The sequence below is a fragment of the Pseudomonas sp. BNK-15 genome (assembly GCF_047456105.1).
GTDB lineage: Bacteria > Pseudomonadota > Gammaproteobacteria > Pseudomonadales > Pseudomonadaceae > Aquipseudomonas > Aquipseudomonas putida_E.
On the sequence record NZ_CP179898.1, the window covers coordinates 3,922,982 to 3,947,393 of the forward strand.

A 24,412-nucleotide genomic window follows, 5' to 3' on the forward strand; every position below is an offset into this window, starting at 1 on the left:
TGTGCTCTCATCGGAAGACCCAGAGGACACGGGTCGTCTGGTCGGTCAGGTTGGCGTAGCGGAAATGGCTGTGCGCAGGGAGCTGGAAGCTGTCGTTGGGGCCGAGTGTGACGGCGTCCGGGTGGCCATCCAGCCACAGGGTCAGCGCGCCTTCGAGAACGAAACCGCCTTGCTCGGCGCTGTCGTCCAGGTGCCCCTCGCCACTGCTGGCGCCGGGTGCCAGGTGGCTTTCGAGCATCGCAAAGCTGCCGTTGAGGGTTGGCGAGACCAGCACATCGCTGATGCCTTCGGCGTAGTAGATCGTGCGCCGTTCACCGGGGCGGGTGACCCAGTCGAGTTCGCGCGGTTGGCTGGCCTGGTAGAAATAGGTGGTGGGCACGTGTAGCGCTTCGCTGATCGCAGTGAGGTCGGCCACGGTCGGCTGCGACAGGCCGCGCTCGACCTGGGACAGAAAGCCCAGCGAACGCTTGACCTTGATCGCCAACTCGCCGAGGGTCAGCCCGCGGTGCTTGCGCAGGCCACGAATCAGCAGGGCCAGGCCCTGGGCGTCTTCAGACATGATCGCGCATCCGGTACCAGGCCTTGGCTGCGGCCTCCAGCGGGGCAGCCAACAGGTCACCCCCCAGGAAACGGCCATTGTCGATGCCTTGGTACAACGCCAGCAGGTCATCTTCGCCCAGGATCGCGTCGCTGACCGCGCGCGCCGCTGCCAGGGTTGGCAGCACGCCATGGCCGGAAAAGCCCTGCAGCCAGTAGCGCTGGCCGTCGCGGCCGATGTCCGGGGTGCGCTGGATGCTGCAGTCGATATGCCCGCCCCAGGCATAGTCGATGGCAACGCCCACCAGTTGTGGGAACACACGCTCAAGGTAGGGGCGGGTGGCGCTGGCCACGTCCTTGGGAATGCCGCCCAGGTAGGTGCAGCCGCCGCCGAACAGCAGGCGGTGGTCCGGGGTGAGGCGGAAATAGTCCGGTACGAACTGGTTGTCGATCACGCAACTGTTGCGTGGTAGCAGCGACCGGGCGAAATCCGCGTCCAGTGGCGTGGTGGCCACTTGATAGGAGCCCACCGGCAGCAGCCGGCGCGACAGGTTGCGGTCAAGGCGGTCGATGTAGGCGTTGCAAGCCAGCACCAGCACCTCGCCGTGCACTTCGCCATGGTCGGTGCGGGCGATATAGCCATTGGCGCTCTGCTGGTAGTCGAGTACCTGGCTTTGCTCGAAGATCTGCCCGCCGGCAGCCTCGATCGCGCTGGCCAAGCCCTGGGCCAGTTTCAGCGGGTTGAGGTGCGCGCCCTTGGCGTCGTACAGGGCAGCCTGGTAGCGCGGGCTGTCGATCCACTGGGGCAACTCGTCACGGCCGATCAGGCGCAGGGCCTGGTAGCCCCATTTCTGTTCGGCATCAAGCAGGGCTTGTTCCAGCATTTTCACCCGGCGTGGCAGCACCGAGGTCCAGAGGCTACCGGCCCGGTAATCGATATCGAAGCCGTGCCGCTGCGGCAGTTCACGCATTTCGTCGGCAGCCCAGCACATGCTGTCCCACAGGCGTCGGCTGCGTTCCACGCCCAAGGCTTTCTCGATGGGCGGCATGTCGCACGACCAGCCCAGCAGCGCCTGGCCACCGTTGCGACCGGATGCGGCCCAGGCCACCCGGCTGGCTTCCAGCAGGGTCACACGCTTACCCGCCAGGGCCAGGCGCAGGGCAGTGTGCAGGCCGCTGAAGCCGGCGCCGATGATGATCACGTCGGTGTCGTGCCGGCCTTGCAGGGTAGGGCGCAGGGGAATGCTGGCAGGGTAGGTGCGGGCGTAATAACTGGCGACGTGCTGGGCGGATTGCTTGAACATGCCTTGGCCTCATGAAATTTTTTATGATTATTTTCATGAAAATTTAGCAGGGAATTTTCATTGCGCCAGTCGATGAACCGCACCCACCAGGCAAGGCATGGTAACCATCGCCTATCATCAGTGGCGCGCTGCAACAAATGCGCGGGGGTGCCCGCGATGCGCCGCGACGGCTGCGTTCAATCCAAAGGGCGCAGCAAATGCCCGTGGCATGCCCCCGGCAGCCCCCGACACCCAATGCGCCCCATCATATCCTCAGCGCCCAAGCCACTCGATCAGGGTGTTGTTGAAGCGCCGTGGCTCCTCGATCTGCGGCGCGTGCCCCATGCCCTCGAAGGTCACCAGTTCGCCTTGTGGAATCAGCTTGGCCACGTGCGGCCCCAGCTCCTTGTACTTGCCCAGCCGCGCCTTGACCTCGGGCGGTGCGATGTCACTGCCAATGGCCGTGCTGTCCTGGTCGCCGATCAGCAGCAGGGTTGGCATCTTCAAGTCTTTGAACTCGTGGTACACCGGCTGGGTGAAGATCATGTCGTAGATCAGTGCCGAGTTCCACGCCACGGCTTCATGCCCAGGGCCCTTGTTCAGCCCCGCCAGCATCTGTACCCAACGCTCGTACTCAGGTTTCCAGCGCCCGGCGTAATAGGTCTTGCGCTCGTATTCACGCACGCCGTCGGCATCGAGCTTGAGTTCGCGGGCATACCACTGGTCCACCGTGCGGTAGGGCACGCCGAGGGCCTTCCAGTCTTCCAGGCCGATCGGGTTGACCATGGCCAGGCGCTCGACCTGTTGCGGGTACATCAACGCGTAACGGGTGGCGAGCATGCCGCCGGTGGAATGGCCGAGGATGATCGCTTGCTTGACGCCTAACTGCTCCAGCAGGGCATGGGTGTTGCTGGCCAACTGATGGAAGCTGTATTGGTAATACCCTGGCTTGCTTGAAGTGCAGAAGCCGACCTGGTCGGGCGCGATGACTCGGTAACCGGCCTGGCTCAACGCATCGATGGTGGTTTCCCAGGTGGCAGCGCAGAAGTTCTTGCCATGCATCAGCACCACGCTATGGCCGTTGGCCTGGCCTTTGGCAGGCACGTCCATGTAGCCCATCTGCAGGCTCTGCCCCTGGGACTGGAAGTCGAAATGCTTGAGGGGGTGGGGGTAGCTGAAGCCTTCGAGCTGCTTGCCGTAGGTGGGTGATTCGGCGGCGATGGCGGGGGCGCCGATGAGGCAGGCAAAGGCCAGGGCGGTTGCGCGTAGCATGGGGGCACTCCGTGTAGGACCATGTAGGAATTGGCGACTTTAGCAGCCGCACAGGCACCTTAAACGTTAAAGGTGTTACCAGGCATGAAACCAACCCAGGGTAATCACGGCTACGACCATGTAACGCCCGCCCTTTGCCAGCGTGACCAGCAGCACGAAACGCCAGAACGGCTCACGCATGATCCCGGCAATCAGGGTCAACGGGTCGCCGATCACTGGCATCCAGCTCAGCAGCAACGACCATTGCCCCCAGCGCTGATAGCGTTGCTGGGCGCGTTCGAGTTGACGGGCGCTGAACGGGAACCAGCGCTTGTCGCGCAGGTGTTCGATGGCCCGGCCCAGCAACCAGTTGACCACCGAACCGAGCACGTTGCCCAGGGTGGCGACCAGCAACAGGGTCAGCCAGGCGTCGGGTTGACGCAGCAGCAGGCCCACCAGTACCGCCTCCGATTGTAGCGGCAGCAATGTGGCGGCGCCAAAGGCGCTGAGAAACAGCGCCCAGAGGCTCAGCATCAGTAGTTGGCGACTACGGTGTCCTGGCCATCCCGGGTTACCCCGATGACTTGATAGGCGTCCTTGCGATCACCCATTTCCATGCCTGGCGAACCCACCGGCATGCCAGGCACGGCCAGGCCCTTGAGGTCGTTGCGCTTGGCCAGCAGGCGCACCTGCTCGGCCGGGACGTGGCCTTCGACGAACTTGCCGTCGATCACCCCGGTGTGGCATGAAGCCAGCCGCGGCGCCACGCCGAGCCGCTGCTTGACGGCGCTCATGTTCGGCTCGACGTGGTCGTTGACGGTAAAGCCATTGTCACGAAGGTGGCTGATCCAGGCCTTGCAGCAGCCACAGTTGGGGTCGCGGTAGACGTCGATGGTCTCGCCAGCCTGTGCCAGGCCGGTGATGGCCAGCAGGCCGAGTGCGATCAGGTGTTTATGCAGCATGGTCGAACGACTCCTATGGGTAGGCAGGCGCCCCGCCCGCCATGCAAATGAGCTGCAGGATAGCGCAGGCGGCTTGCAGGCGCGATGTGCGCTGGCATGCTATCGGCCAGCAACTGTCAGCTGGCTGAACTGGACATTACACCTTTGTCAGCCAGTTCGTCCTGGCACAGGTCGCGCATCAGCAAGCCGTATTCCAGCGCTACCTGCTCCGGGATCGGCAGGTAGACCACATGGCCGTCCCCGGGCGCCACGTCGATGGCCTGCTGCTGACGACCGTACAGGTTGTGCAGGTCGAAATGATAGTTGCCGCGCGGGGTCATCAGCTCCAGATGATCGCCTACTGCGAAGCGGTTCTTCACCTTGACCTCGGCCAGGCCGTCCACCCGTGCACCGGTCAGTTCGCCGACGAACTGCTGGCGCTCGGACAGCGAATTGCCCCGCTGGTAGTTCTGGTACTCGTCATGCACATGGCGGCGCAGGAAACCCTCGGTGTAGCCACGTTGGGCCAGCGATTCGAGGTTGTCCATCAGGGCCCTGTCGAAGGGGCGCCCGGCAGCGGCATCGTCAATGGCCTGGCGGTACGACTGCACCGCACGGGCGCAGTAGAAGTGCGACTTGGTGCGGCCCTCGATCTTGAGGGAGTGCACACCCATGGCCGCCAGCCGCTCGACGTGCTGGATGGCGCGAAGGTCCTTGGCATTCATGATGTAAGTGCCGTGTTCATCTTCGAAGGCGGGCATTTCTGTACCGGGGCGATTGCTTTCGTGCAGCAGGAACACCTGATCGGTCGGTGCGCCCAGGCCCAGCGTCGGCTCGACCTCGCGCACGATGTCGCCGGCAGCGTTTTCGGTAGCGGGAGTCGCGTTGTACTTCCAGCGGCAGGCGTTGGTACAGGTGCCCTGGTTGGCATCACGCTTGTTGAGGTAACCCGACAGCAGGCAGCGCCCAGAGTACGCCATGCACAGGGCGCCATGGACGAACACTTCCAGTTCCATGTCAGGCACGTGCTGGCGGATTTCGCCGATCTCTTCGAGCGACAGTTCCCGCGACAGGATCACCCGGCTCAGGCCAAGTTGCTGCCAGAACTGCACGCTGGCCCAGTTGACCGTATTGGCCTGTACTGAGAGGTGCACTGGCATCTGCGGGAAGTGCTGGCGCACCAGCATGATCAGGCCGGGATCGGACATGATCAGCGCATCGGGCGCCATGTCGATCACCGGCGCCAGGTCCTTGAGAAAGGTCTTGAGCTTGGCGTTGTGCGGCGCGATGTTCACCACCACGTAAAAGCGCTTGCCCTGTGCATGGGCCTCCTGGATGCCCAGCGCCAGGTTGGCATGGTCGAATTCGTTGTTGCGCACCCGCAGGCTGTAGCGGGGCTGGCCGGCGTAGACCGCGTCGGCGCCGTAGGCGAATGCATAGCGCATGGTCTTGAGGGTGCCGGCAGGGGCCAGCAGTTCAGGCTTGGCGGGGATGTTCATGTGCGCACCGGGCAAAGGCGCGGATGCTAAGGCCGGCCTGCGTTGCGCGTATTGATTTGAATCAAGGTGGGCATGGCACTTTTACCAAAGTGGTGTGCACTAATGTTCAGCACTCACGAGGAACCGCCATGAACCAAACCGCTTTGCAGAACAAGGCCCTGGCAGTATTGCTGGCGCTGGTGACCATTGCCTTCGGCTGGATCCTGCTGCCGTACTATGGCGCCATCTTCTGGGCGGTGATCCTCGGCATCCTGTTCGCGCCGCTGCAGCGAAACCTGCTGATGCGCTTTGGCAGGCGGCGTAACCTGGCGGCGGCGACCACCTTGCTGATTTGCCTGTTGGTGGCCATCTTGCCAGTGATCATCACCAGCGCCTTGTTGGTGCAGGAGGGCGCCACCCTTTATCAGCGCATCGAGAGCGGGCAACTGGATATCGCCGGCTATGTCGAGCGCGGCATGAACATGCTGCCGCCTTTCATGCAGCACAGCCTGGACAGCATGGGCATGGGCAACCTGGAGGGGCTGCGCGACAAGATCACCAAATGGGCCACTCAGGGCAGCGAGATGCTGGCCACCCAGGCCTTCAGTTTCGGCCAGGGCACCTTCGAGTTTCTGATCAGTTTCGGCATCATGCTTTACCTGCTGTTCTTCTTTCTGCGTGAGGGCGCGGACGTGGCGCGGCGGGTACGCCTGGCCGTGCCGCTGCCAGAGCACCAGAAGCGCCGCCTGCAGTTGAAGTTCAACCGTGTGGTGCGCGCTACGGTGAAGGGCAATGTGCTGGTGGCGATCACCCAAGGCGCCTTGGGTGGTTTCATCTTCTGGGTGCTGGATATTCCCAGCGCGCTGGTCTGGGCGGTGATGATGGCGTTTCTGTCACTGCTGCCGGCAGTGGGCGCGGGGATCATCTGGGCGCCGGTGGCGGCGTATTTCCTGTTGACCGGGGCGATCTTGCAAGGGGTGATCCTGACCGCGTTTGGCGTGCTGGTGATTGGCCTGGTGGACAACCTGCTGCGGCCGATCCTGGTGGGCAAGGATACGCGGATGCCCGACTACCTGATCCTGGTGTCCACCTTGGGTGGGTTGGCCGTATTCGGGCTCAACGGGTTTGTGATCGGGCCGCTGATCGCGGCGCTGTTCATGTCGAGCTGGGGCATTTTCGCCGCGACCAAGCCGCAGGTGCAGTTGCCTCAATAGGGGGCTGCTGCGCAGCCCAGGCAGCGCTTCAACGGAAACTGTATGAAACCCCGGCGTATACGCCAAACCCTTCCCCTGGCGTCGACCGGGCAATGTCTTGCCCTGCATCGTCGTACCCCGGCGTTACCGTCGCCGCATAGCGCTTGTTGGTCAGGTTGCGCAGGTCCAGCCAGGTCTGCCAGTCCTGTTTCGGCGAGTCCCAGCCCAGGCGCGCACCGAGCAGGGCGTAGGCGTCGGCGTGGTAACTGTTGGCGTAATCGACTTGCACCTTGGACGCCATCTGCGTGTTGACCCCGGCATGGAAGCCGCTTGGCCAGTCGTAGCGCAGTTCGGCCTGGTAGTAATGCATGGGAATGCCAGGCAGGCGGTTGTCGCCGAAGGTGTCATCGTCCCGGTAGTGGAAATCACTGAACGTGTAGGCCTGGCGCAAGCTGAGCTTGCCAGTGCCAGGGTGCTCCCAGAGGGTGCTGTCCAGGCCGGCTTCGACGCCCTGGTGCACGGTGGCGCTGGCATTGACCTCCTTGGCCGGGAGGCCTGCCTCGATTTCAACGGCCAACAGTTCATGGCGCACTTGCGAGTAGTACCAGGCCAGGTCCCAACGGCCCAGGGCCGAATCGCCGCGCGCGCCCAGTTCCAGCGTGGTGGCTGTCTGGTTTTGCAGTTCGATCGGCTGCGTGGCGACCGTGGAGCTCCAGATCAGTGACCATGGGTGGGGTGGCTCGACGGACCGGCTCAGGTTGCCATACACCTGCAGTTGCGGGTTGATGTCGTAGCGCAGGCCCAGGCGCGGTGCGTAGTCCCAGTCATGCTGGCTGACCTTGCCACCGTTCTGTGGATAGGTGACTGCGCTTTCACGGCGGGTATAGATCATCGCCAAGCCAGTGGTCAGCCACAGGTCTGGGATCAGCTCCAGATCGTTGCCGACATGCAGGACAGTATCCGACCCCTGATAGCTGAAGTCGCGGCTGCGTGCGCCGAAGTTGTCGCCAGTGGTACGGGCAAACTGCGAGGCGCCGCTGTTGGGCAGGTGCTTGGTGGTTCGCCAGCCCACGGTGGTGTTGCTCTGATGGCCCAGCAAGGTGTCGCGGCGCATGTAGTTCAGGGTGCCGCTGACATCGGTGTAGGCGACCTTCAGGCGCATCGGGCCTTCGCGCAGGTCCATGGGGAAGTCGTGGTACACCAGCCCGGCTTCCACCCGGGCATCGTCCTCAAGGTAGAAGGTGGTCTTGTTGGCCACCCAGGTACTGCCCGGTTGCGGCCGGCTGTCGTCGCGCGCCAGGTAGGCGGCGTTTGCGGCACGCGGGTCGTGCTTGATCTGGTCCTTGGTCAGGCGCCCGGCCAACTCATTCTCGGTTTCCCGGTAGCGCAGGTAGAAGCGCGTTTCCAGGTTGGGGTTGAAACGATAACCCACGTTGGCGGCGATGCCTTTGGCGCTGCCGCTGCTGTGCGCCTGGTAGCCGTCGTATTCCGAATCGGTGAGGGCCACGTAGTAGTCGAGGTTGCCCAATACCTGACCCGAGCTGACGTGCCTGTGCTGATAGCCGCGGCTGCCGGCCTCGTACCGCACCTGCAATGGCGCGGCGTCGTAACCGGTAGGCGTCACATAGTTGATTGCGCCACCCAGTGCCAGCGCGCCCTGATCGAAACCGTTGGCCCCTCTCAGCACTTCGGCGCGGCTCAGCCACAGCGGCTCGAACAGCTCGTAAGGTGTACCGCCCGGGCCGGTCAGCGGCAGGCCGTCGAACATCGTGTACACCCCTGAACCGTGGGCTCCGGGCGCACGGTTGATGCCTGACCCGCGGATGGACAGCTTGATGCCATCGTTACCTGCAGACTGTGCGAACACCCCAGGCTGGTAGGCCAGCACGTCCTGGTTGCTGGCCACCCGTCCTAGCCCCACACGCTGCATGTCCACCAGGTTGCTGGCGCCGGGTACTGCCTGCAGGCGCGCGCGGGCGTCTTCCAGTTCGCTATGTGCTTCGTCACTGATCAGCACTTCGCCCAGTTCGACCGCAGGTGCAGCTGACGCGTGCTGGGCGACTGTGAAAAGGGCCACAAGGCCAAGGCAAGGTGAGGGGGGCAACACGGGGCGCATCGTACAACTCCAGGTGAAAAGGGCAGGCAACGGCGTTGTGACGAGCGAAACGCCGTGCAGAGCACGGAGAGTTTCACTTAATTGAAAGCAGCCATTTGAGGACGGGTGTGTAGGACGGCGATTTACAAACCGTATGAATGGAACACGTGTTTTGGGATTCGTAAGGTGGAGTCCTACCGCGTCAGCCTGATAGCTGACGTGAACTGGCGATGATTTTTTGGAGTTCGGTGATGAGTGCCAACACGCAACAGATCGAAGATAGCCATGCGGATACGCCTATTCGCCTGACCCCCAGAGAGCAGCAGGTATTGCTGTGGTGTGCCTATGGCAAGAGTTCGTGGGAAATCGGTCGGATCCTGCAGTGCCAGGAGTCGACGGTAAATTTCCATGTGGGCAACATCATGCGCAAATTCGATGTATCCACGCGGGTCGCCGCCGTGATCAAGGCCATTCGCTACGGCATGCTTGCAGAGCAGTGAGGCACTCATGAATGAAGTCGCATTGATTGATGGTGCCCTGTCCTGCGTTGTTGAGTGGCTCGAGCGCGACGGGCGGGTGCTTTTCGGTGCAGTGTTGGGCGCTTTATTGGTCAGCGCGGCACGTGATCGGCTGGTCATCGTTTCGCGCAAGCGGCTTACGTTGGGCAAGCAAGCCTTGCTGGCCCTTCTCACCGTTGGCGTGGGCTACCTGTTCGAGCCGCTGTTGCAAGCTTTGGCCCCCATGCTTTCCCGGGGCATGGCTGCTTTCGTGGCGGCGGTCGTGGTGGTCCCGATCAGCCTCAAGGTCATGGTGTGGCTGGACTCGGTGGACCTTCGTGAAATCGTGCAGCGTTGGCGCCGTCGCAGTTAGCCTTCGGAGGTATCCGGCACACGGTAGGCGAGTGCATCCAGTTTCTTCTCCAGCTCCTGGATGCGCTGTTTGTCCTTGATGTACAGCAGCGTGGCCTCGCGGTCGGCGAATGAAAGGCTGCGCAAACGTTCGAGGATGTCATCTTCCCAGCTTTCACCTGTGTGCAAGGTACGCTCGCGCTCACCCATCAGCAGCCAGTCCAGCGAGCAGGCATGCTGCCGGGCCATATCTACGCATAATGAGTATGGAATGCTCTCGCGTACCTTCCAGCTGCTCAGTGTCTGCGGGCTTATACCAAGCGCTCGGGCCAGCTGAGCGTCGCTTTCGGACTGGGTAAGTTGCTTGAGGCGGGCCAGCACCGAGGCGAAAAAACGGCTACTCATAACAGATATCCATTGCTGGTTTAATGACATTCCCTGGGCTTAAACTACTCGTTATGAATAATAACCCTGCAATATGAGGAACTTTATCGGCATGAACAGCAGTTTGATGAAAAGCCTTTCTTATACAGTAGGCAATACTGACACAAATGGACGATCAACCTTACAGCTTCTGCCATTGCTCGGCCTTAACAGGTATCTACCGTGAGTACTTACAAACTGGTCTGCCCTCACTGCCATAGCCGGATGCGCATACGCACCAGCGAAGGTCGCCATATTTTCCTTAGAGTGGCCTATTTGCAATGCACCACGGAGGCGTGTGGTTGGTCGGTGAGGGCCGAGTTCGAAATGACCCATGAACTGTCACCCAGTGGAATGCCTAATCCGGATGTGTACTTGCCATCGGCCAGCAGTGATTTACGCAGGACGGCACTGCGCCGCAGTGACGATGTTGCGTCAGGCAGGCAAGCGGAACGGTAGCGTAGCCGGCACGGTTTGCAGCACAGATAAAAAAACACCCCGCATGAGCGGGGTGTTTGCTATTGCCTGTTCGATCAGCCGATCAGTTGCAGGCCAGCCTGCTGGACCATTTCCAGCAACGGCTGCGGGTAGACACCCAGTACGAAGGCGAGAATGGCGATCGCCAGCAGCATGACGCCGCCAGTGCGCTGTTCCCACTTCAGCGGCGCATCGTGGCGGCGCAGGTTCGGCTCGACCAGGTACAGGGTGACCATCACGCGCAGGTAGTAGTAAACGCCGATGGCGCTACCGATCACCAGGGCACCGACCAGCCACCACAGGTGCGACTCGACGCCAGTGGCGATGATGTAGAACTTGCCGATGAAGCCAGCGGTCAGCGGGATACCGGCCAGCGACAACATCATCACGGTCAGCACTGCCGTCAGGTACGGGCGGCGCCAGAACAGGCCGCGGTACTCGTACAGGGCATCGGCGTCACGGCCGCCGTAAGGCGAGGACATCAGGGTGATGACACCGAACGCACCCAGGCTGGTGATCACGTAGGTGACCAGGTACACGCCCATCGCTTCCATGGCCAGGCCCTTGCTGGCGATCAGGGCGATGAGCAGGTAGCCGAAGTGGGCGATGGACGAGTAACCGAGCAGACGCTTGAGGTTGCTCTGGGTCAGCGCCAGCAGGTTACCGACCAGGATCGAGGCGACCGCGATCACCGCCAGAACGGTGCTCAGCACGCCGCTGCTGGCAGCAGGGGAGAGCATGAACAGGCGTACGACCACGGCGAACACCGCGACCTTGCTCGCGGTGGCCAGGAACGCGGCGACTGGCGCCGGGGCGCCTTCGTAGACGTCCGGGGTCCACAGGTGGAAAGGTACCAGCGACAGCTTGAAGGCCAGGCCGACCAGCATCATGCCCAGGCCCAGCTGAGCGACCAGGCTTGGCATGCTGGTGGCGGCCAGGGCTTTGCCGATCTGGTCGAAGCTCAGGCTACCGGCATCGGCATACAGCAGGGCCATGCCGAACAGCAGGAAGGCCGAGCCTGCGGCCGACAGCACCATGTACTTGATGCCGGCTTCCAGCGAACGCTTGTTGAAGAAGGCGTACGCCACCAGGCCATAGACCGGCACCGACAGCAGCTCTAGCCCGATGAACAGGCCGGCCAGGTGGTTGGCGCTGACCAGCACCAGGCCACCGAGGGCCGACATCAACAGCAGCAGGTAGAGTTCTTCACGGTTGCCGGGGAAGCCCTTGGAGCCTTCACCGAGATAGGCGTGAGCCAGTGTGACGCAGGCCAGCGTGGCCACCAGTACGATGGCCATGTACAGGCAGGCGAACTTGTCGATGGTGATTAGCGAAGTGACCGCCAGCGGCGCGACCTTCAGCGCCGGCAGGATCGACAGCAGGGCCAGGTTCAGGCCCACGGTGGACAACAGGAAGGTCTGCGAGTGGTTGCGCTTCCAGGCGATCGCCAGCATCACCACCACCGTGGTGATGGTGGTGATCAGCATCGGCGCCAATGCGATGAAGTGTTGAGTGGTGAATTCCATAGCGCTCTTACCGGGCCGAAGCGAGTTGAGTGAAAGCGGAGCCAAGCCACTGCTGCACACCGCTCATGGTGGCGGCAGAAGTGTCGAGGAACGGCTGCGGGTACACACCAAGCACGATCAGCAGCACCGCAAGGCCCAGCACCATGATCAGCTCGCGGCCGTCCATACCGGCCAGCACGGTGTCGCTCTTGCTTGGACCGAAGTAGGCACGGTGGATCATGATCAGCGAGTAGACCGAGCCGAAGACCAGGCCGGTGGTTGCGATCACGGTGATCCATGGCACGCTGGCGAAGCTGCCGATCAGGATCAGGAACTCGCCGACGAAGTTGCCGGTGCCTGGCAGGCCCAGCGATGCAGCGGCGAAGAACAGGCTGATGGCGGGCAGGTAGGCAATGCGGTGCCACAGACCACCCATCTGACGCATGTCACGGGTGTGCAGGCGCTCGTACAGCTGGCCGGACAGGATGAACAGCGCGGCAGCCGACAGGCCGTGGGCCAGCATCTGGATCACCGCGCCTTGCAGGGCCTGCTGGCTGCCGGAGTAGATGCCGATCAGCACGAAGCCCATGTGCGAGACGCTGGAGAAGGCGATCAGGCGCTTGATGTCGGTTTGCGCGAAGGCCAGGAAGGCACCGTAGAAGATACCGATCAGGCCCAGGGTCATGGCGATCGGGGCAAACTCGGCCGAGGCGTTCGGGAACAGCGGCAGGGCGAAGCGCAGCAGGCCATAGGCCGCGGTTTTCAGCAAGATGCCCGCCAGGTCCACGGAACCTGCGGTCGGTGCCTGGGCGTGCGCATCAGGCAGCCAGGAGTGGAACGGCACCACCGGCAGCTTCACCGCGAAGGCGATGAAGAAGCCCAGCATCAGCAGGTATTCGACGCCAGCCGGCAGTTCGGCCTTGAGCAGGTCGCTGTAGTTGAAGGTGAGCACGCCGGTGGTGTTGTAGTTGACCAGCACCAGGCCAAGGATCGCCACCAGCATGATCAGGCCGCTGGCCTGGGTGAAGATGAAGAACTTGGTGGCGGCGTAGATCCGGGTCTTCTTGCCGTCTGCCGAGCTGTGACCCCAGAGCGCGATGAGGAAATACATCGGCACCAGCATCATTTCCCAGAAGAAGAAGAACAGGAACAGGTCCAGGGCCAGGAATACACCGACCACGCCGCCCAGGATCCACATCAGGTTGAGGTGGAAGAAGCCGACGTGGCGCTGGATTTCTTTCCAGGAGCACAGCACCGAGAGCACACCGAGCAGGCCGGTGAGCAGGATCATCAGCAGCGACAGGCCATCGAGGGCCAGGTGGATGCTGATGCCGAAGCGCTTGATCCACTCGACTTTGTATTCGAGTGCCCAGGCAGGTTCGGCGCCCGGTGCAGGGGCCAGGGTGTAGTCGCCGGTGCCCCACAGCCACAGGCCGATGCCGAGCAGCAGGGACATGGTCAGCAGCGCGATCCAGCGCGGCAGGGTGGAGCCGAAGCGCTCACCCAGCCAGCACAGGAAGCCGCCGATGAAAGGGATCAGGATCAGCCAAGGCAAAATCATGACGGGTTGGTTTCCTTTGGCAAAGTCGCAAGATTCATAGTCATACCGCAGCCACTACCACAGCGCCGAGTACCAGCACGGCGCCGACGGCGATCGAGGCGGTGTACCAGCGCAGCTGGCCGGTCTCGGTCTTGCTCATGGCGACGTGGCCGCCACGGGCCATCCGAGGGATCAGGCCGATGCTGCGGTCAACCGGGTCCTTGCGCAGGATGTGGCTGATCAGCAGGTAAGGTTTGACGAAGAGCTTGTCGTAGATCCAGTCGAAGCCCCAGGCGGCGAACCACCAGGCCGAAAGGACGCGGCCGATGCTGCTGTTGGCGACGGCGCTGGCGAAGCGGCGCTTGCCCAGGAACAGCAGGGCCGACAGCAGGATACCGGCGATGGCGATGGCGCCCGAGGCGATCTCCAGCGAGTGCTTGGCTTCACCGCCGGCATGGCCGGCGCTTTCAGGCAGCACGCCTGCCAGCGGTGGGTGGATCCAGGCGCCGACGAAGGTCGACAGCACGATCAGCACGCCCAGCGGCAGCCAGTGGCTGATGCCGTGGCCGGCGTGGGCTTGGGTCTTGGCTTCGCCGTGGAAGGCGATGAAGATCAGGCGGAAGGTGTACAGCGAGGTCATGAACGCACCGACCAGGCCGGCGTACAGCAGGCCGGTATTGCCGCTGGCGAAGGCTTCCCAGAGGATCTCGTCCTTGGAGTAGAAGCCTACGGTCAGGATCGGCAGGGCGGCCAGGGCGGCACCACCGACCACGAAGCTGGCGTAGGCCAGCGGCAGTTTCTTCCACAGGCCGCCCATCTTGAAGATGTTCTGCTCGTGGTGGCAGGCAACGATCACCGCACCCGAAGCAAGGAACAGCAGGGCCTTGAAGAAGGCGTGGGTCATCAGGTGGAAGATTGCCGCGTCCCAGGCACCCACGCCCAGCGCCAGGAACATGTAGCCGATCTGGCTCATGGTCGAGTAGGCGAGGATACGTTTGATGTCGGTCTGCACCAGCGCGGCGAAACCGGCCAGCACCAGGGTCACGCCACCGACCACACCGACCAGGTGCAGGATGTCCGGGGCCAGCAGGAACAGGCCGTTGGTACGGGCGATCAAGTACACGCCTGCGGTCACCATGGTGGCGGCGTGGATCAGTGCCGAAACCGGGGTAGGGCCTGCCATCGCATCGGCCAGCCAGGTCTGCAGCGGCAGCTGGGCCGATTTACCGACCGCGCCACCCAGCAGCATCAGGGTTGCCAGGACCATCCAGGTGTCGCCCGCCTGGAATTTCTGCGGTGCCAACACCAGCAGCTCCTGCACGTTCAGGGTGCCGAGCTGGACGAACAGGATGAACAGGCCGATGGCCAGGAACACGTCGCCGATACGGGTGACGATGAAAGCCTTGAGTGCTGCATTACCGTTGTTGCGGTTGCTGTAGTAGAAACCGATCAACAGGTAAGAGCACAGGCCCACCCCTTCCCAGCCGAAGTAGATGAACAGCAGGTTATCGCCCAGGATCAGGAACAGCATGCTGGCGATGAACAGGTTGGTGTACGAGAAGAAGCGCGAGTAACCGGCTTCGCCACGCATGTACCAGGAGGCGAACAGATGGATCAGGAAGCCTACGCCGGTGACCACGCCAAGCATGGTGACCGACAGGCCGTCCAGGTACAGGGTGAAGTTCGGCGCGAAGCCGTCCACCGACATCCACTGCCACAACAGCTGGCTGTACGCGCCGCCTTCAGGCGGGGCGACATTGAATTGCCAGATGACGTAGGCCGCCACGGCGGCCGAGAGGCCGACCGAGCCGACGCCGATCAGGGCGGACAGGTTCTCCGAGAACCGCCCGCGCGAGAACGACAGCAGCAAAAAGCCGATCAGGGGGAAGACGAAAGTCAGGAAGAGAAGGTTCATCCGCGCATCTCACTGGCAGCATCGATGTCGAGAGTGTGGAAGCGGCGATACAGCTGCAGCAGGATCGCCAGGCCGATACTGGCCTCGGCGGCTGCCAGGCTGATCACCAGAATGAACATCACCTGGCCGTCGGGCTGGACCCAACGGGCACCGGCGACGACGAACGCCAGGGCAGAGGCGTTCATCATGACTTCCAGGCTCATGAGCACGAAGAGGATGTTGCGGCGGACCATCAGGCCAACCAGACCTAAGCAGAACAGGATGCCGGCGACCGCCAGACCATGCTCGAGAGGGATAGCACCCATGATTTACTCCTTCGCCTCGTTGCGGCCCAGGTGGAAGGCGGTGACGGCTGCGGCGAGCAGCAGCATCGAGGCCAGTTCGACCACCAGCAGGTACGGGCCGAACAGGCTGATGCCCACTTCTTTCGGGCCCACGGTGGTGCCGCTGATGCCGGCACCGCTCGGGGTGACGAACAGCACGTACAGCAGCTCAAGCAGCAGCAGGGTGCCGAGTATCACCGGCCCTGCCCATATGCCGGGCTTGAGCCAGCCGCGTTCCTGGGCGACCGAGGCCGGCCCCAGGTTGAGCATCATCACCACGAAGACGAACAGCACCATGATGGCGCCGGCGTAGGCGATCACTTCCAGGGCGCCGGCGAACGGCGCACCCAGGGCGAAGAAGATCATTGCCACGGAAATCAGCGAAATGATCAGGTAGAGCAGGGCGTGCACGGGGTTGGTGCCAGTGACCACCCGAAGGGTGGAGACCACGGCGATCCCGGATGCGAAGTAGAAAGCGAATTCCATCTTTCTGTCCTTATGGGAGCAAGCTCTTCACGTTGATCGGCTCGGCTTCGTTCTGCGCAGAGCCTTTCGGCTTGCCAGCGATCGCCATACCCGCAACACGGTAGAAGTTGTAGTCAGGGTTCTTGCCGGGGCCGGAGATCAGCAGATCTTCTTTCTCGTACACCAGGTCCTGACGCTTGAACTCGGCCATTTCGAAATCCGGAGTCAGCTGGATTGCGGTGGTCGGGCACGCCTCCTCGCACAGGCCGCAGAAAATGCAGCGCGAGAAGTTGATGCGGAAGAACTCCGGGTACCAGCGGCCGTCCTCGGTCTCGGCCTTCTGCAGCGAGATGCAGCCGACCGGGCAGGCCACCGCGCAGAGGTTGCACGCTACACAGCGCTCCTCGCCGTCGGGGTCGCGAGTGAGGACGATACGGCCGCGGTAGCGCGGCGGCAGGTACACGGGTTCTTCGGGGTACTGCAGGGTGTCGCGCTTGCGGAACCCGTGGGAGAACACCATTGCCAGGCTGCGCAGCTGAGTGCCGGTGCCCTTAACGATGTCGCCGATATATTTGAACATGGGTCAAATCCTCACTGGGCCGCGACGGCTGGCGTGTTGTAAAGCACGATCGCAGCGGTCACCAGCAAATTGATCAGGGTCAGCGGCAGGCAGAACTTCCAGCTGAAGTCCATCACCTGGTCATAGCGTGGGCGCGGGATCGAAGCGCGCAGCAAGATGAACAGCATGATGAAGAACGCGGTTTTCAGCGCGAACCACAGGAACGGCACTTGCGGCAGGATGCCGAACGGGCCGTGCCAGCCACCGAAGAACAGGGTCACCAGCAGCGCCGAGATGAGGATGATGCCGATGTACTCACCGACGAAGAACATGCCCCATTTCATGCCGGCATACTCGATGTGGTAGCCGTCGGCCAGTTCCTGTTCCGCTTCTGGCTGGTCGAAGGGGTGACGGTGAGTCACGGCAACGCCGGCGATGAAGAAGGTGCAGAAGCCGAAGAACTGCGGAATGATGAACCACAGGTTCTGGGCCTGGTATTCAACGATGTCACGCATGTTGAACGAGCCCACCTGTACCACCACGCCCATCAGCGCCAGGCCCAGGAACACTTCGTACGACACGGTCTGTGCCGAGGCGCGCAAGCTGCCCAGCAGGGCATACTTGTTGTTCGACGACCAGCCGGCAAACAGCACGGCGTAGACCGACAGACCGGCCATGGCGAAGAAGAACAGCAGGCCGATGTTCAGGTCGGCAACGCCCCAGCCCGGCGTGATCGGGATGATCGAGAAGCCGATCAGCAGCGCGCTCATGGCCACGACCGGCGCCAGGGTGAAAATCATCTTGTCGACGAAGGGCGGGTTCCAGTCTTCTTTGAAGAACATCTTCAGCATGTCGGCGGCGATCTGGAACATGCCGAACGGGCCGACGCGGTTAGGACCGTAGCGGTCCTGCCACCAGCCCAGCAGGCGGCGCTCGACGAAGCTGAGCAGGGCGCCGCAGACCACTACGGCCAGCAGCACCACGATAGCCTTGACGACCTGGATGATCACATCGATCACTTCGGGGGTGAACCAGCTCATTGTGCTGCCTCCTGCAGACCTTCGACGGATGCACCGAAGATGGCCGGCGGGATGCCGGCCAGGCCTTTGGGCAGCGCGACCAGGCCAGCGCCCAGTTCTTCATTGATGCGCAGCGGCAGGCGCAGGGCCACACCGGCCACGTTCAGGCTCAGCAGCGCGCCTTCGTTGACGCCCAGGCGGTCGGCCTCGGACTTGGCCAGTGCCACGTAGGCGGCAGGGATGCGCTCTTGAACCGGTGCAGCGCGCGAAGAGCTTTCTTCGCTGCCGAACAGATGGAAGAACGGTACTGCGGTCCAGGTGCCACGGGCCGGGTTGAAGGCGCCCGGAATGGTGTTGAACCAGGTCAGGCGATCGCCTTGCGATTCGATCAGGCGCACGCCCGGGTCACCGGCACGCAGGTGGCCACCGACCTCGTCCTGGAACTTGTTCCAGGCTTGCGGCGAGTTCCAGCCCGGCGACCAGGCGAACGGCACCTGCTGGCGCGGTTCGGCGGAGCCCGAGTAGCCTTCCATGGAGAAGGCGAACGCGGTGTCCTTGTCCTGCGGGGTGCGTGGCTCGTGCACGCTGATGTTGGCGCGCATCGCGGTACGGCCGGAGTAGCGCAGCGGCTCACGGGCCAGCTTCATGCCCTTGATGCGGAACGCTGCAGAAGGCGCCGCGTTGACGATGCCGGCCAGTTGCGGGGCTGCTTCGGCGCAGGCGCTGGTGACGTGGTCCAGCTGGGTCCAGTCGACCGGCTTGTTCAGCAGGGTGGCACGCAGGGCGTGCATCCAGCGCCAGCCTTCGTGGACCAGGATGCTGCTGTCCAGGTACTGCGGGTCGAACACCTGGAAGAAGCGCTGGGCACGGCCTTCCTGGCTGACCAGGGTACCGTCGCCTTCGGCGAACGAGGCCGCCGGCAGCACCAGGTGGGCACGCTCCAGGGTGGCTGTGTTGGAGTGGTCGGCGACGATCACGACCTTCGCAGCTGCCAGGGCGGCATCGACCTTGGCGGCCGGTACGCGGGTGTACAGGTCGTTTTCCAGCACCACGATGGCGTCGGCCTTGCCGCTGATGACCGCATCCAGCGCGGCATCGGCGGACTCGCCACCGAGCATGGCCAGGCCGAGGCTGTTGGCCTCAGGTACCACCAGGCTCAGCGAGCCGTTTTTCTCGCGCAGCTTCAGGGCCTTGGCGATGTTGGCGGCAGCCTCGATCAGCGCCGGGTCGGCCAGCGAAGTACCGGCAACCACCAGCGGACGCTTGGCGGCGACCAGGGCGTCGGCGATGCGCTTGGCCAGGGCCAGGGCTTCGTCGTCCAGGCCTGCAACGGCCGGGGCACTCGGGTCGATGGCGTGGGCCACAGCGAAACCGATGCGGGCCAGGTCGGCGGGGGCGGCGTGCACGCATTCTTCGGCAACGTCGTCCAGCTTGGTTTCAGCCAGGCTGGCGATGAACAGCGGGTACAGCGCGTGCTGGCCGATGTTCTTCACCGCGGCGTCGAGCCAGGGCTGCACTTTCATGGCCTCGGCCATGGCTTCAGCCTTGCCTTTGGTGGCCTGGCGCACGGCCAGGGCAACGCGGGCGGCGGTCTGGGTCAGGTCTTCGCCGAGCACGAACACCGCGTCGTGGTCTTCGATGTCGCGCAGGGTCGGCACTGGCAGCGGGCTGTTGTTCAGCACGTCCAGGGCCAGACGTACGCGGGCCAGCTCACCGGCTTCCATACCCGAGTAAAAGTAGTCGGCACCGACCAGCTCGCGCAGGCCGTAGTTGCTTTCCAGGCTGGCGCGGGGCGAGCCGATACCTACGATGGTACGGCCGCGCAGCAGGTCGGCGGCCTTGTCCAGGGCGGCGTCCAGGCCCAGTTTGGTGCCATCGGCCAGGCGTGGCTGGCGTGGGCGGTCGGTGCGGTTGACGTAGCCGTAACCGAAGCGGCCACGGTCGCACAGGAAGTACTGGTTGACCGAACCGTTGAAACGGTTTTCGATCCGGCGCAGCTCGCCGTAGCGCTCGCCCGGGCTGATGTTGCAGCCGCTGGAGCAGCCGTGGCAGATGCTCGGGGCAAACTGCATGTCCCACTTACGGTTGTAGCGCTCGGAGTGGGTCTTGTCGGTGAACACGCCGGTCGGGCAGACCTCGGTCAGGTTGCCGGAGAATTCGCTTTCCAGCACGCCGTCTTCAACGCGGCCGAAGTACACGTTGTCGTGGGCGCCATAGACACCCAGGTCGGTGCCGCCTGCGTAGTCCTTGTAGTAGCGCACGCAGCGGTAGCAGGCGATGCAGCGGTTCATCTCGTGAGCGATGAACGGGCCGAGGTCCTGGTTCTGGTGGGTACGCTTGGTGAAACGGTAGCGGCGCTCGTTGTGGCCGGTCATTACCGTCATGTCCTGCAGGTGGCAGTGGCCGCCTTCCTCGCACACCGGGCAGTCGTGCGGGTGGTTGGTCATCAGCCATTCGACGACGCTGGCGCGAAATGCCTTGGATTCGTCATCGTCGATGGAAATCCAGGTGCCGTCGGAGGCAGGGGTCATGCAGGACATGACGATACGACCACGGGTGTCGTTCTCGTCGGTGTACTGCTTGACCGCACACTGCCGACAGGCGCCAACGCTTCCAAGCGCCGGGTGCCAGCAGAAATAGGGGATGTCGAGGCCGAGCGACAGACACGCCTGTAACAGGTTGTCTGCACCGTTGACTTCGAGCGCTTTGCCGTCTACGTGGATAGTGGCCATTGTTCAAAGTTCTTCGTTGGCCCGCGTGAGCGGGCGTGGCTAATGGAAATCTGTAAGCCTGCGGCCTGCCGCGAATCGTTCGGGCCGGCCTGCAGGCTGGCGGGTGGCACGGACCACCCGCGTTCTATCTTTTTATGCGCCGACTACAATCGGCTTTGCCAGGTTCGGGCGCAGGGTGCCAGCGCTTTCAGGCGCCACACCGGCCTCGAACTCCGAGCGGAAATATTTGATGGCACTGCCCAGCGGCTCGACGGCACCGGGTGCGTGAGCGCAGAAGGTACGGCCTGGGCCGAGGAAGTTGACCAGACCCAGCAGGGTCTCGATGTCTTCGGCACGGCCCTGGCCGTTTTCCAGGGAGCGCAGCATCTTCACGCTCCACGGCAGGCCGTCCCGGCAGGGGGTGCACCAGCCGCACGATTCGCGGGCGAAGAACTCTTCCATGTTGCGCAGCAGCGAAACCATGTTGACGCTGTCGTCGACCGCCATGGCAAGGCCCGTACCCATGCGGGTGCCGACCTTGGCGATGCCGCCGGCGTACATCTGCGCGTCGAGGTGCTCGGGCAGCAGGAAGCCGGTACCGGCGCCGCCTGGCTGCCAGCACTTGAGCTTGAAGCCGTCGCGCATGCCGCCGGCGTAGTCTTCGAACAGCTCACGGGCGGTCACGCCGAACGGCAGCTCCCACAGCCCCGGGTTCTTCACCTTGCCGGAGAAGCCCATCAGCTTGGTGCCGTGGTCCTCGCTGCCTTCGCGGGCCAGCGACTTGTACCAGTCGTTGCCGTTGGCGACGATGGCCGGCACGTTGCACAGGGTCTCGACGTTGTTCACGCACGTCGGCTTGCCCCACACACCCACGGCGGCAGGGAAGGGCGGCTTGGAGCGCGGGTTGGCGCGGCGGCCTTCCAGCGAGTTGATCAGTGCGGTTTCTTCACCGCAGATGTAGCGCCCGGCACCGGTGTGCACGAACAGCTCGAAGTCGAAGCCCGAGCCGAGGATGTTCTTGCCCAGCAGGCCGGCAGCCTTGGCTTCATCGATGGCGCGGTTGAGGTTCTTCGCCGCAGTGGTGTACTCGCCACGCAGGAAGATGTAACCGCGGTAGGCCTTCAGGGCGCGGGCGCTGATCAGCATGCCCTCGACCAGCAGATGGGGCTGTTGCTCCATCAGCATGCGGTCCTTCCAGGTGTTGGGCTCCATTTCGTCCGCGTTGCACAACAGGTAGCGGATGTTCATGGATTCGTCTTTGGGCATCAGGCCCCACTTCACGCCAGTGGGGAAGCCCGCGCCGCCACGGCCCTTGAGGCCGGAGTCCTTGACGCTCTGCACGATGTCGTCGGCGGACATTTCTGCCAGTGCCTTGCGGGCGGCAGCGTAGCCGTTCTTGGCCTGGTACTCGTCGAGCCATACCGGCTCGCCGTCGTCACGCAGGCGCCAGGTCAGCGGGTGAGTTTCGGCCGAACGCGCGATGCGGTTGGCCGGGCCGAAGGAAGTGATGGTCATACGTAACCCTCCAGCAGCTTGGAAACGCCAGCAGGCTGCACGTCGCCAAAGGTATCGTCATCGATCATCAGCGCCGGGGCCTTGTCGCAGTTGCCCAGGCAGCACACCGGCAGCAGGGTGAAACGACCGTCCGCGGTGGTCTGGCCCAGGCCGATGCCCAGTTCGCTCTGGATCTGGCTGACCACCGACTCGTGGCCGCCGATGTAGCAGACCATGCTGTCGCACACACGAATGATGTGGCGGCCGACAGGCTGGCGGAAAATCTGGCTGTAGAAGGTGGCCACGCCCTCGACGTCGCTGGCAGGGATGCCGAGCACTTCGCCGATGGCGTAGATGGCGCCGTCCGGCACCCAGCCGCGTTCCTTCTGGACGATCTTCAGGGCTTCGATGGACGCCGCGCGCGGGTCCTCGTAGTGGTGCATCTCGTGCTCGATGGCCGAGCGCTCGGTTTCGCTCAGGGCGAAACGGTCTGTCTGGATAAGCGTGCTGTTCATGCTTAGCGGTCCACGTCAGCCATAACGAAGTCGATACTGCCCAGGTACGCGATGAGGTCGGCGACCATGCTGCCTTTGATCACCGAAGGGATCTGCTGCAGGTGCGGGTAGCTCGGGGTACGGATCCGGGTGCGGTAGCTCATGGTGCCGCCATCGCTCGTCAGGTAGTAACTGTTGATGCCCTTGGTCGCTTCGATCATCTGGAACGACTCGTTGGCCGGCATGACCGGGCCCCACGAGACTTGCAGGAAGTGCGTGATCAAGGTTTCGATGTGCTGCAGGGTGCGCTCTTTCGGCGGCGGCGTGGTCAGCGGGTGATCCGCCTTGTACGGGCCTTCCGGCATGTTGCGCAGGCACTGGTCGATGATGCGGATACTCTGGCGCATCTCCTCGACACGGACCATGCAGCGATCGTAGGCATCGCCGTTGTGGGCCAGCGGCACTTCGAACTCGAAGTTCTCGTAGCCGGAGTACGGGCGCGCTTTACGCAGGTCGAAGTCGCAGCCGGTGGCGCGCAGGCCGGCACCGGTGGTGCCCCATTCCAGCGCTTCTTTGGTGTTGTATGCAGCCACGCCGATGGTACGGCCCTTGAGGATGCTGTTCTGCAGGGCGGCCTTGGTGTATTCGTCCAGGCGCTTGGGCAGCCAGTCGACGAAGTCCTTGACCAGCTTGTCCCAGCCACGCGGCAGGTCGTGAGCGACGCCGCCGATGCGGTACCAGGCCGGGTGCAGGCGGAAACCGGTGATCGCTTCGATCACGGTGTAGGCGCGCTGGCGGTCGGTGAAGGTGAAGAACACCGGAGTCATGGCGCCGACGTCCTGGATGTAGGTACCCAGGAACAGCAGGTGGCTGGTAATGCGGAAGAACTCGGCGAGCATGATGCGAATCACGTCGACCTTCTGCGGCACCTGAATACCTGCCAGCTTTTCTACCGCCATTACGTACGGCAGGTTGTTCATCACCCCGCCCAGGTAGTCGATACGGTCGGTGTAGGGGATGAAGCTGTGCCAGGACTGGCGCTCGGCCATCTTCTCGGCACCACGGTGGTGGTAGCCGATGTCCGGTACGCAGTCGACGATCTCCTCGCCGTCCAGCTGCAGGACGATACGGAACGCACCGTGGGCAGACGGGTGGTTGGGGCCCAGGTTGAGGAACATGTAGTCCTCGTTGGCGCCCTGACGCTTCATGCCCCAGGCTTCCGGGTTGAAGCGTGCCGATTCCTCTTCAAGCTGCTGCTTGGCCAGGGTCAGGCTGTAGGGGTCGAACTCGGTGGCGCGGGCCGGGTAGTCCTTGCGCAGCGGGTGGCCTTCCCAGGTCGGCGGCATCATGATGCGGCTCAGGTGTGGGTGGCCGGCAAAGTCGATGCCGAACATGTCCCAGACTTCGCGCTCGTACCAGTTGGCGTTTGGCCAGATGCCGGTCACGGTCGGCAGGTTCAGGTCGCCTTCGCTGAGCGACACCTTGATCATCACGTCGCTGTTACGCTCGACCGACATCAGGTGGTAGAACACACTGAAATCGGCGGCAGGCAGGCCGCGACGCTGTGTGCGCAGGCGTTCGTCGACACCGTGCAGGTCGTACAGCATGCTGTATGGCTTGGTGACGCCGCGCAGGAAGCTGAGCACCTCTTTGAGCTGGGCGCGCTTGACCCACAGCACGGGCATGCCGGTGCGGGTTTCCTGGGCGACGAATGCTTCGGCGCCAAAACGGTTGTGCAGTTCGACGACCACATCCTGGTCGTCAGCCTTGTAAGGCGGAATGAAAATAGCGTTGTCCGCTGTCATGGTCTCGGTCGCTTTGGGTCAACGTTAAGAATGAAGCCAGGCCGCCGGCTCCTTCG

General features: G+C 63.2%; 23 protein-coding genes. 4 read left to right on the forward strand and 19 right to left on the reverse strand.

What is annotated here, in order from left to right; all coding sequences use genetic code 11:
• Positions 1–7: 7 nt before the first annotated feature.
• From ACMGF5_RS17880 to yegQ, 6 genes are all read right to left on the reverse strand, one after another.
• On the reverse strand, positions 8–559 hold the full coding sequence (locus ACMGF5_RS17880) for a helix-turn-helix domain-containing protein (RefSeq protein WP_012313746.1): 552 nt from the start codon (positions 557–559) through the stop codon (positions 8–10).
• Positions 552–1,841, reverse strand: a complete 1,290-nt coding sequence (locus ACMGF5_RS17885) for an NAD(P)/FAD-dependent oxidoreductase (RefSeq protein WP_281868582.1) — start codon at positions 1,839–1,841, stop codon at positions 552–554. The genes ACMGF5_RS17880 and ACMGF5_RS17885 overlap by 8 nt, the downstream gene beginning before the upstream one ends.
• A gap of 252 nt (positions 1,842–2,093) precedes the next feature.
• Complete coding sequence (locus tag ACMGF5_RS17890) at positions 2,094–3,092, reverse strand: alpha/beta fold hydrolase (RefSeq protein ID WP_119688646.1); 999 nt, start codon at positions 3,090–3,092, stop codon at positions 2,094–2,096.
• Positions 3,093–3,167: 75 nt separating this feature from the next.
• Positions 3,168–3,605, reverse strand: a complete 438-nt coding sequence (locus tag ACMGF5_RS17895) for a YqaA family protein (protein ID WP_039604685.1) — start codon at positions 3,603–3,605, stop codon at positions 3,168–3,170.
• Positions 3,605–4,033, reverse strand: coding sequence for a DUF411 domain-containing protein (locus tag ACMGF5_RS17900; RefSeq protein ID WP_115275308.1), 429 nt, complete (start codon positions 4,031–4,033; stop codon positions 3,605–3,607). The genes ACMGF5_RS17895 and ACMGF5_RS17900 overlap by 1 nt, the downstream gene beginning before the upstream one ends.
• 116 nt (positions 4,034–4,149) lie before the next feature.
• A complete protein-coding gene (gene yegQ / locus ACMGF5_RS17905) occupies positions 4,150–5,511 on the reverse strand; it encodes a tRNA 5-hydroxyuridine modification protein YegQ (RefSeq protein WP_115275307.1) in 1,362 nt (453 codons plus the stop codon).
• Between the two features lie 128 nt (positions 5,512–5,639).
• Between yegQ and ACMGF5_RS17910 the strand changes: the two genes are divergently transcribed.
• Positions 5,640–6,704 carry an AI-2E family transporter gene (locus tag ACMGF5_RS17910; RefSeq protein WP_414157016.1) on the forward strand — a complete coding sequence of 355 codons (1,065 nt, stop codon included), beginning with the start codon at positions 5,640–5,642 and terminating at the stop codon, positions 6,702–6,704.
• 28 nt (positions 6,705–6,732) lie between these two features.
• On the opposite strand, the gene ACMGF5_RS17915 is transcribed toward ACMGF5_RS17910, so the two are convergent.
• Positions 6,733–8,799, reverse strand: a complete 2,067-nt coding sequence (locus tag ACMGF5_RS17915; protein ID WP_414157017.1) for a TonB-dependent receptor family protein — start codon at positions 8,797–8,799, stop codon at positions 6,733–6,735.
• A 230-nt stretch (positions 8,800–9,029) separates the two neighbouring features.
• Here ACMGF5_RS17915 and ACMGF5_RS17920 point away from each other — a divergent pair, with 230 nt between their 5' ends.
• Positions 9,030–9,278, forward strand: a complete 249-nt coding sequence (locus tag ACMGF5_RS17920) for a response regulator transcription factor (protein WP_119688648.1) — start codon at positions 9,030–9,032, stop codon at positions 9,276–9,278.
• Positions 9,279–9,285: 7 nt separating this feature from the next.
• Complete coding sequence (locus ACMGF5_RS17925; RefSeq protein WP_115275305.1) at positions 9,286–9,648, forward strand: hypothetical protein; 363 nt, start codon at positions 9,286–9,288, stop codon at positions 9,646–9,648.
• Here the strand turns inward: ACMGF5_RS17925 and ACMGF5_RS17930 are convergent.
• Entirely contained in the window at positions 9,645–10,031 is a 387-nt protein-coding gene (locus ACMGF5_RS17930; RefSeq protein WP_119688649.1) for a helix-turn-helix domain-containing protein, read from the reverse strand. The genes ACMGF5_RS17925 and ACMGF5_RS17930 overlap by 4 nt on opposite strands.
• A 201-nt stretch (positions 10,032–10,232) precedes the next feature.
• Between ACMGF5_RS17930 and ACMGF5_RS17935 the strand changes: the two genes are divergently transcribed.
• Entirely contained in the window at positions 10,233–10,508 is a 276-nt protein-coding gene (locus ACMGF5_RS17935; protein WP_080952154.1) for an ogr/Delta-like zinc finger family protein, read from the forward strand.
• A gap of 74 nt (positions 10,509–10,582) precedes the next feature.
• Here the strand turns inward: ACMGF5_RS17935 and nuoN are convergent, their stop codons facing one another.
• The 11 genes from nuoN to nuoC form a co-directional block, all read right to left on the reverse strand.
• A complete protein-coding gene (gene nuoN, locus ACMGF5_RS17940) occupies positions 10,583–12,052 on the reverse strand; it encodes an NADH-quinone oxidoreductase subunit NuoN (protein WP_115275303.1) in 1,470 nt (489 codons plus the stop codon).
• Positions 12,053–12,059: 7 nt separating this feature from the next.
• On the reverse strand, positions 12,060–13,592 hold the full coding sequence (gene nuoM, locus ACMGF5_RS17945; RefSeq protein ID WP_046787247.1) for an NADH-quinone oxidoreductase subunit M: 1,533 nt from the start codon (positions 13,590–13,592) through the stop codon (positions 12,060–12,062).
• Positions 13,593–13,632: 40 nt separating this feature from the next.
• Entirely contained in the window at positions 13,633–15,486 is a 1,854-nt protein-coding gene (nuoL, locus tag ACMGF5_RS17950) for an NADH-quinone oxidoreductase subunit L (RefSeq protein WP_046787246.1), read from the reverse strand.
• Complete coding sequence (gene nuoK / locus ACMGF5_RS17955) at positions 15,483–15,791, reverse strand: NADH-quinone oxidoreductase subunit NuoK (RefSeq protein WP_003251446.1); 309 nt, start codon at positions 15,789–15,791, stop codon at positions 15,483–15,485. Before nuoK ends, nuoL begins: the two co-directional genes overlap by 4 nt.
• A 3-nt stretch (positions 15,792–15,794) precedes the next feature.
• Positions 15,795–16,295: an NADH-quinone oxidoreductase subunit J gene (nuoJ, locus tag ACMGF5_RS17960; protein ID WP_012313764.1), complete on the reverse strand. Its 501-nt coding sequence runs from the start codon at positions 16,293–16,295 to the stop codon at positions 15,795–15,797.
• A gap of 10 nt (positions 16,296–16,305) precedes the next feature.
• Positions 16,306–16,854 carry an NADH-quinone oxidoreductase subunit NuoI gene (gene nuoI / locus ACMGF5_RS17965; RefSeq protein WP_003251442.1) on the reverse strand — a complete coding sequence of 183 codons (549 nt, stop codon included), beginning with the start codon at positions 16,852–16,854 and terminating at the stop codon, positions 16,306–16,308.
• Between the two features lie 11 nt (positions 16,855–16,865).
• Complete coding sequence (nuoH, locus tag ACMGF5_RS17970; RefSeq protein WP_012273297.1) at positions 16,866–17,873, reverse strand: NADH-quinone oxidoreductase subunit NuoH; 1,008 nt, start codon at positions 17,871–17,873, stop codon at positions 16,866–16,868.
• Positions 17,870–20,584 (reverse strand): NADH-quinone oxidoreductase subunit NuoG, encoded by a 2,715-nt coding sequence (gene nuoG / locus ACMGF5_RS17975; RefSeq protein ID WP_046787245.1) that lies wholly within the window; start codon positions 20,582–20,584, stop codon positions 17,870–17,872. The genes nuoH and nuoG overlap by 4 nt, the downstream gene beginning before the upstream one ends.
• 132 nt (positions 20,585–20,716) lie before the next feature.
• Positions 20,717–22,078: an NADH-quinone oxidoreductase subunit NuoF gene (nuoF, locus tag ACMGF5_RS17980; RefSeq protein ID WP_039602696.1), complete on the reverse strand. Its 1,362-nt coding sequence runs from the start codon at positions 22,076–22,078 to the stop codon at positions 20,717–20,719.
• Positions 22,075–22,572: an NADH-quinone oxidoreductase subunit NuoE gene (gene nuoE / locus ACMGF5_RS17985; RefSeq protein ID WP_012313767.1), complete on the reverse strand. Its 498-nt coding sequence runs from the start codon at positions 22,570–22,572 to the stop codon at positions 22,075–22,077. Before nuoE ends, nuoF begins: the two co-directional genes overlap by 4 nt.
• A gap of 2 nt (positions 22,573–22,574) precedes the next feature.
• Entirely contained in the window at positions 22,575–24,356 is a 1,782-nt protein-coding gene (gene nuoC / locus ACMGF5_RS17990) for an NADH-quinone oxidoreductase subunit C/D (RefSeq protein ID WP_115275302.1), read from the reverse strand.
• Positions 24,357–24,412 lie beyond the last annotated feature (56 nt).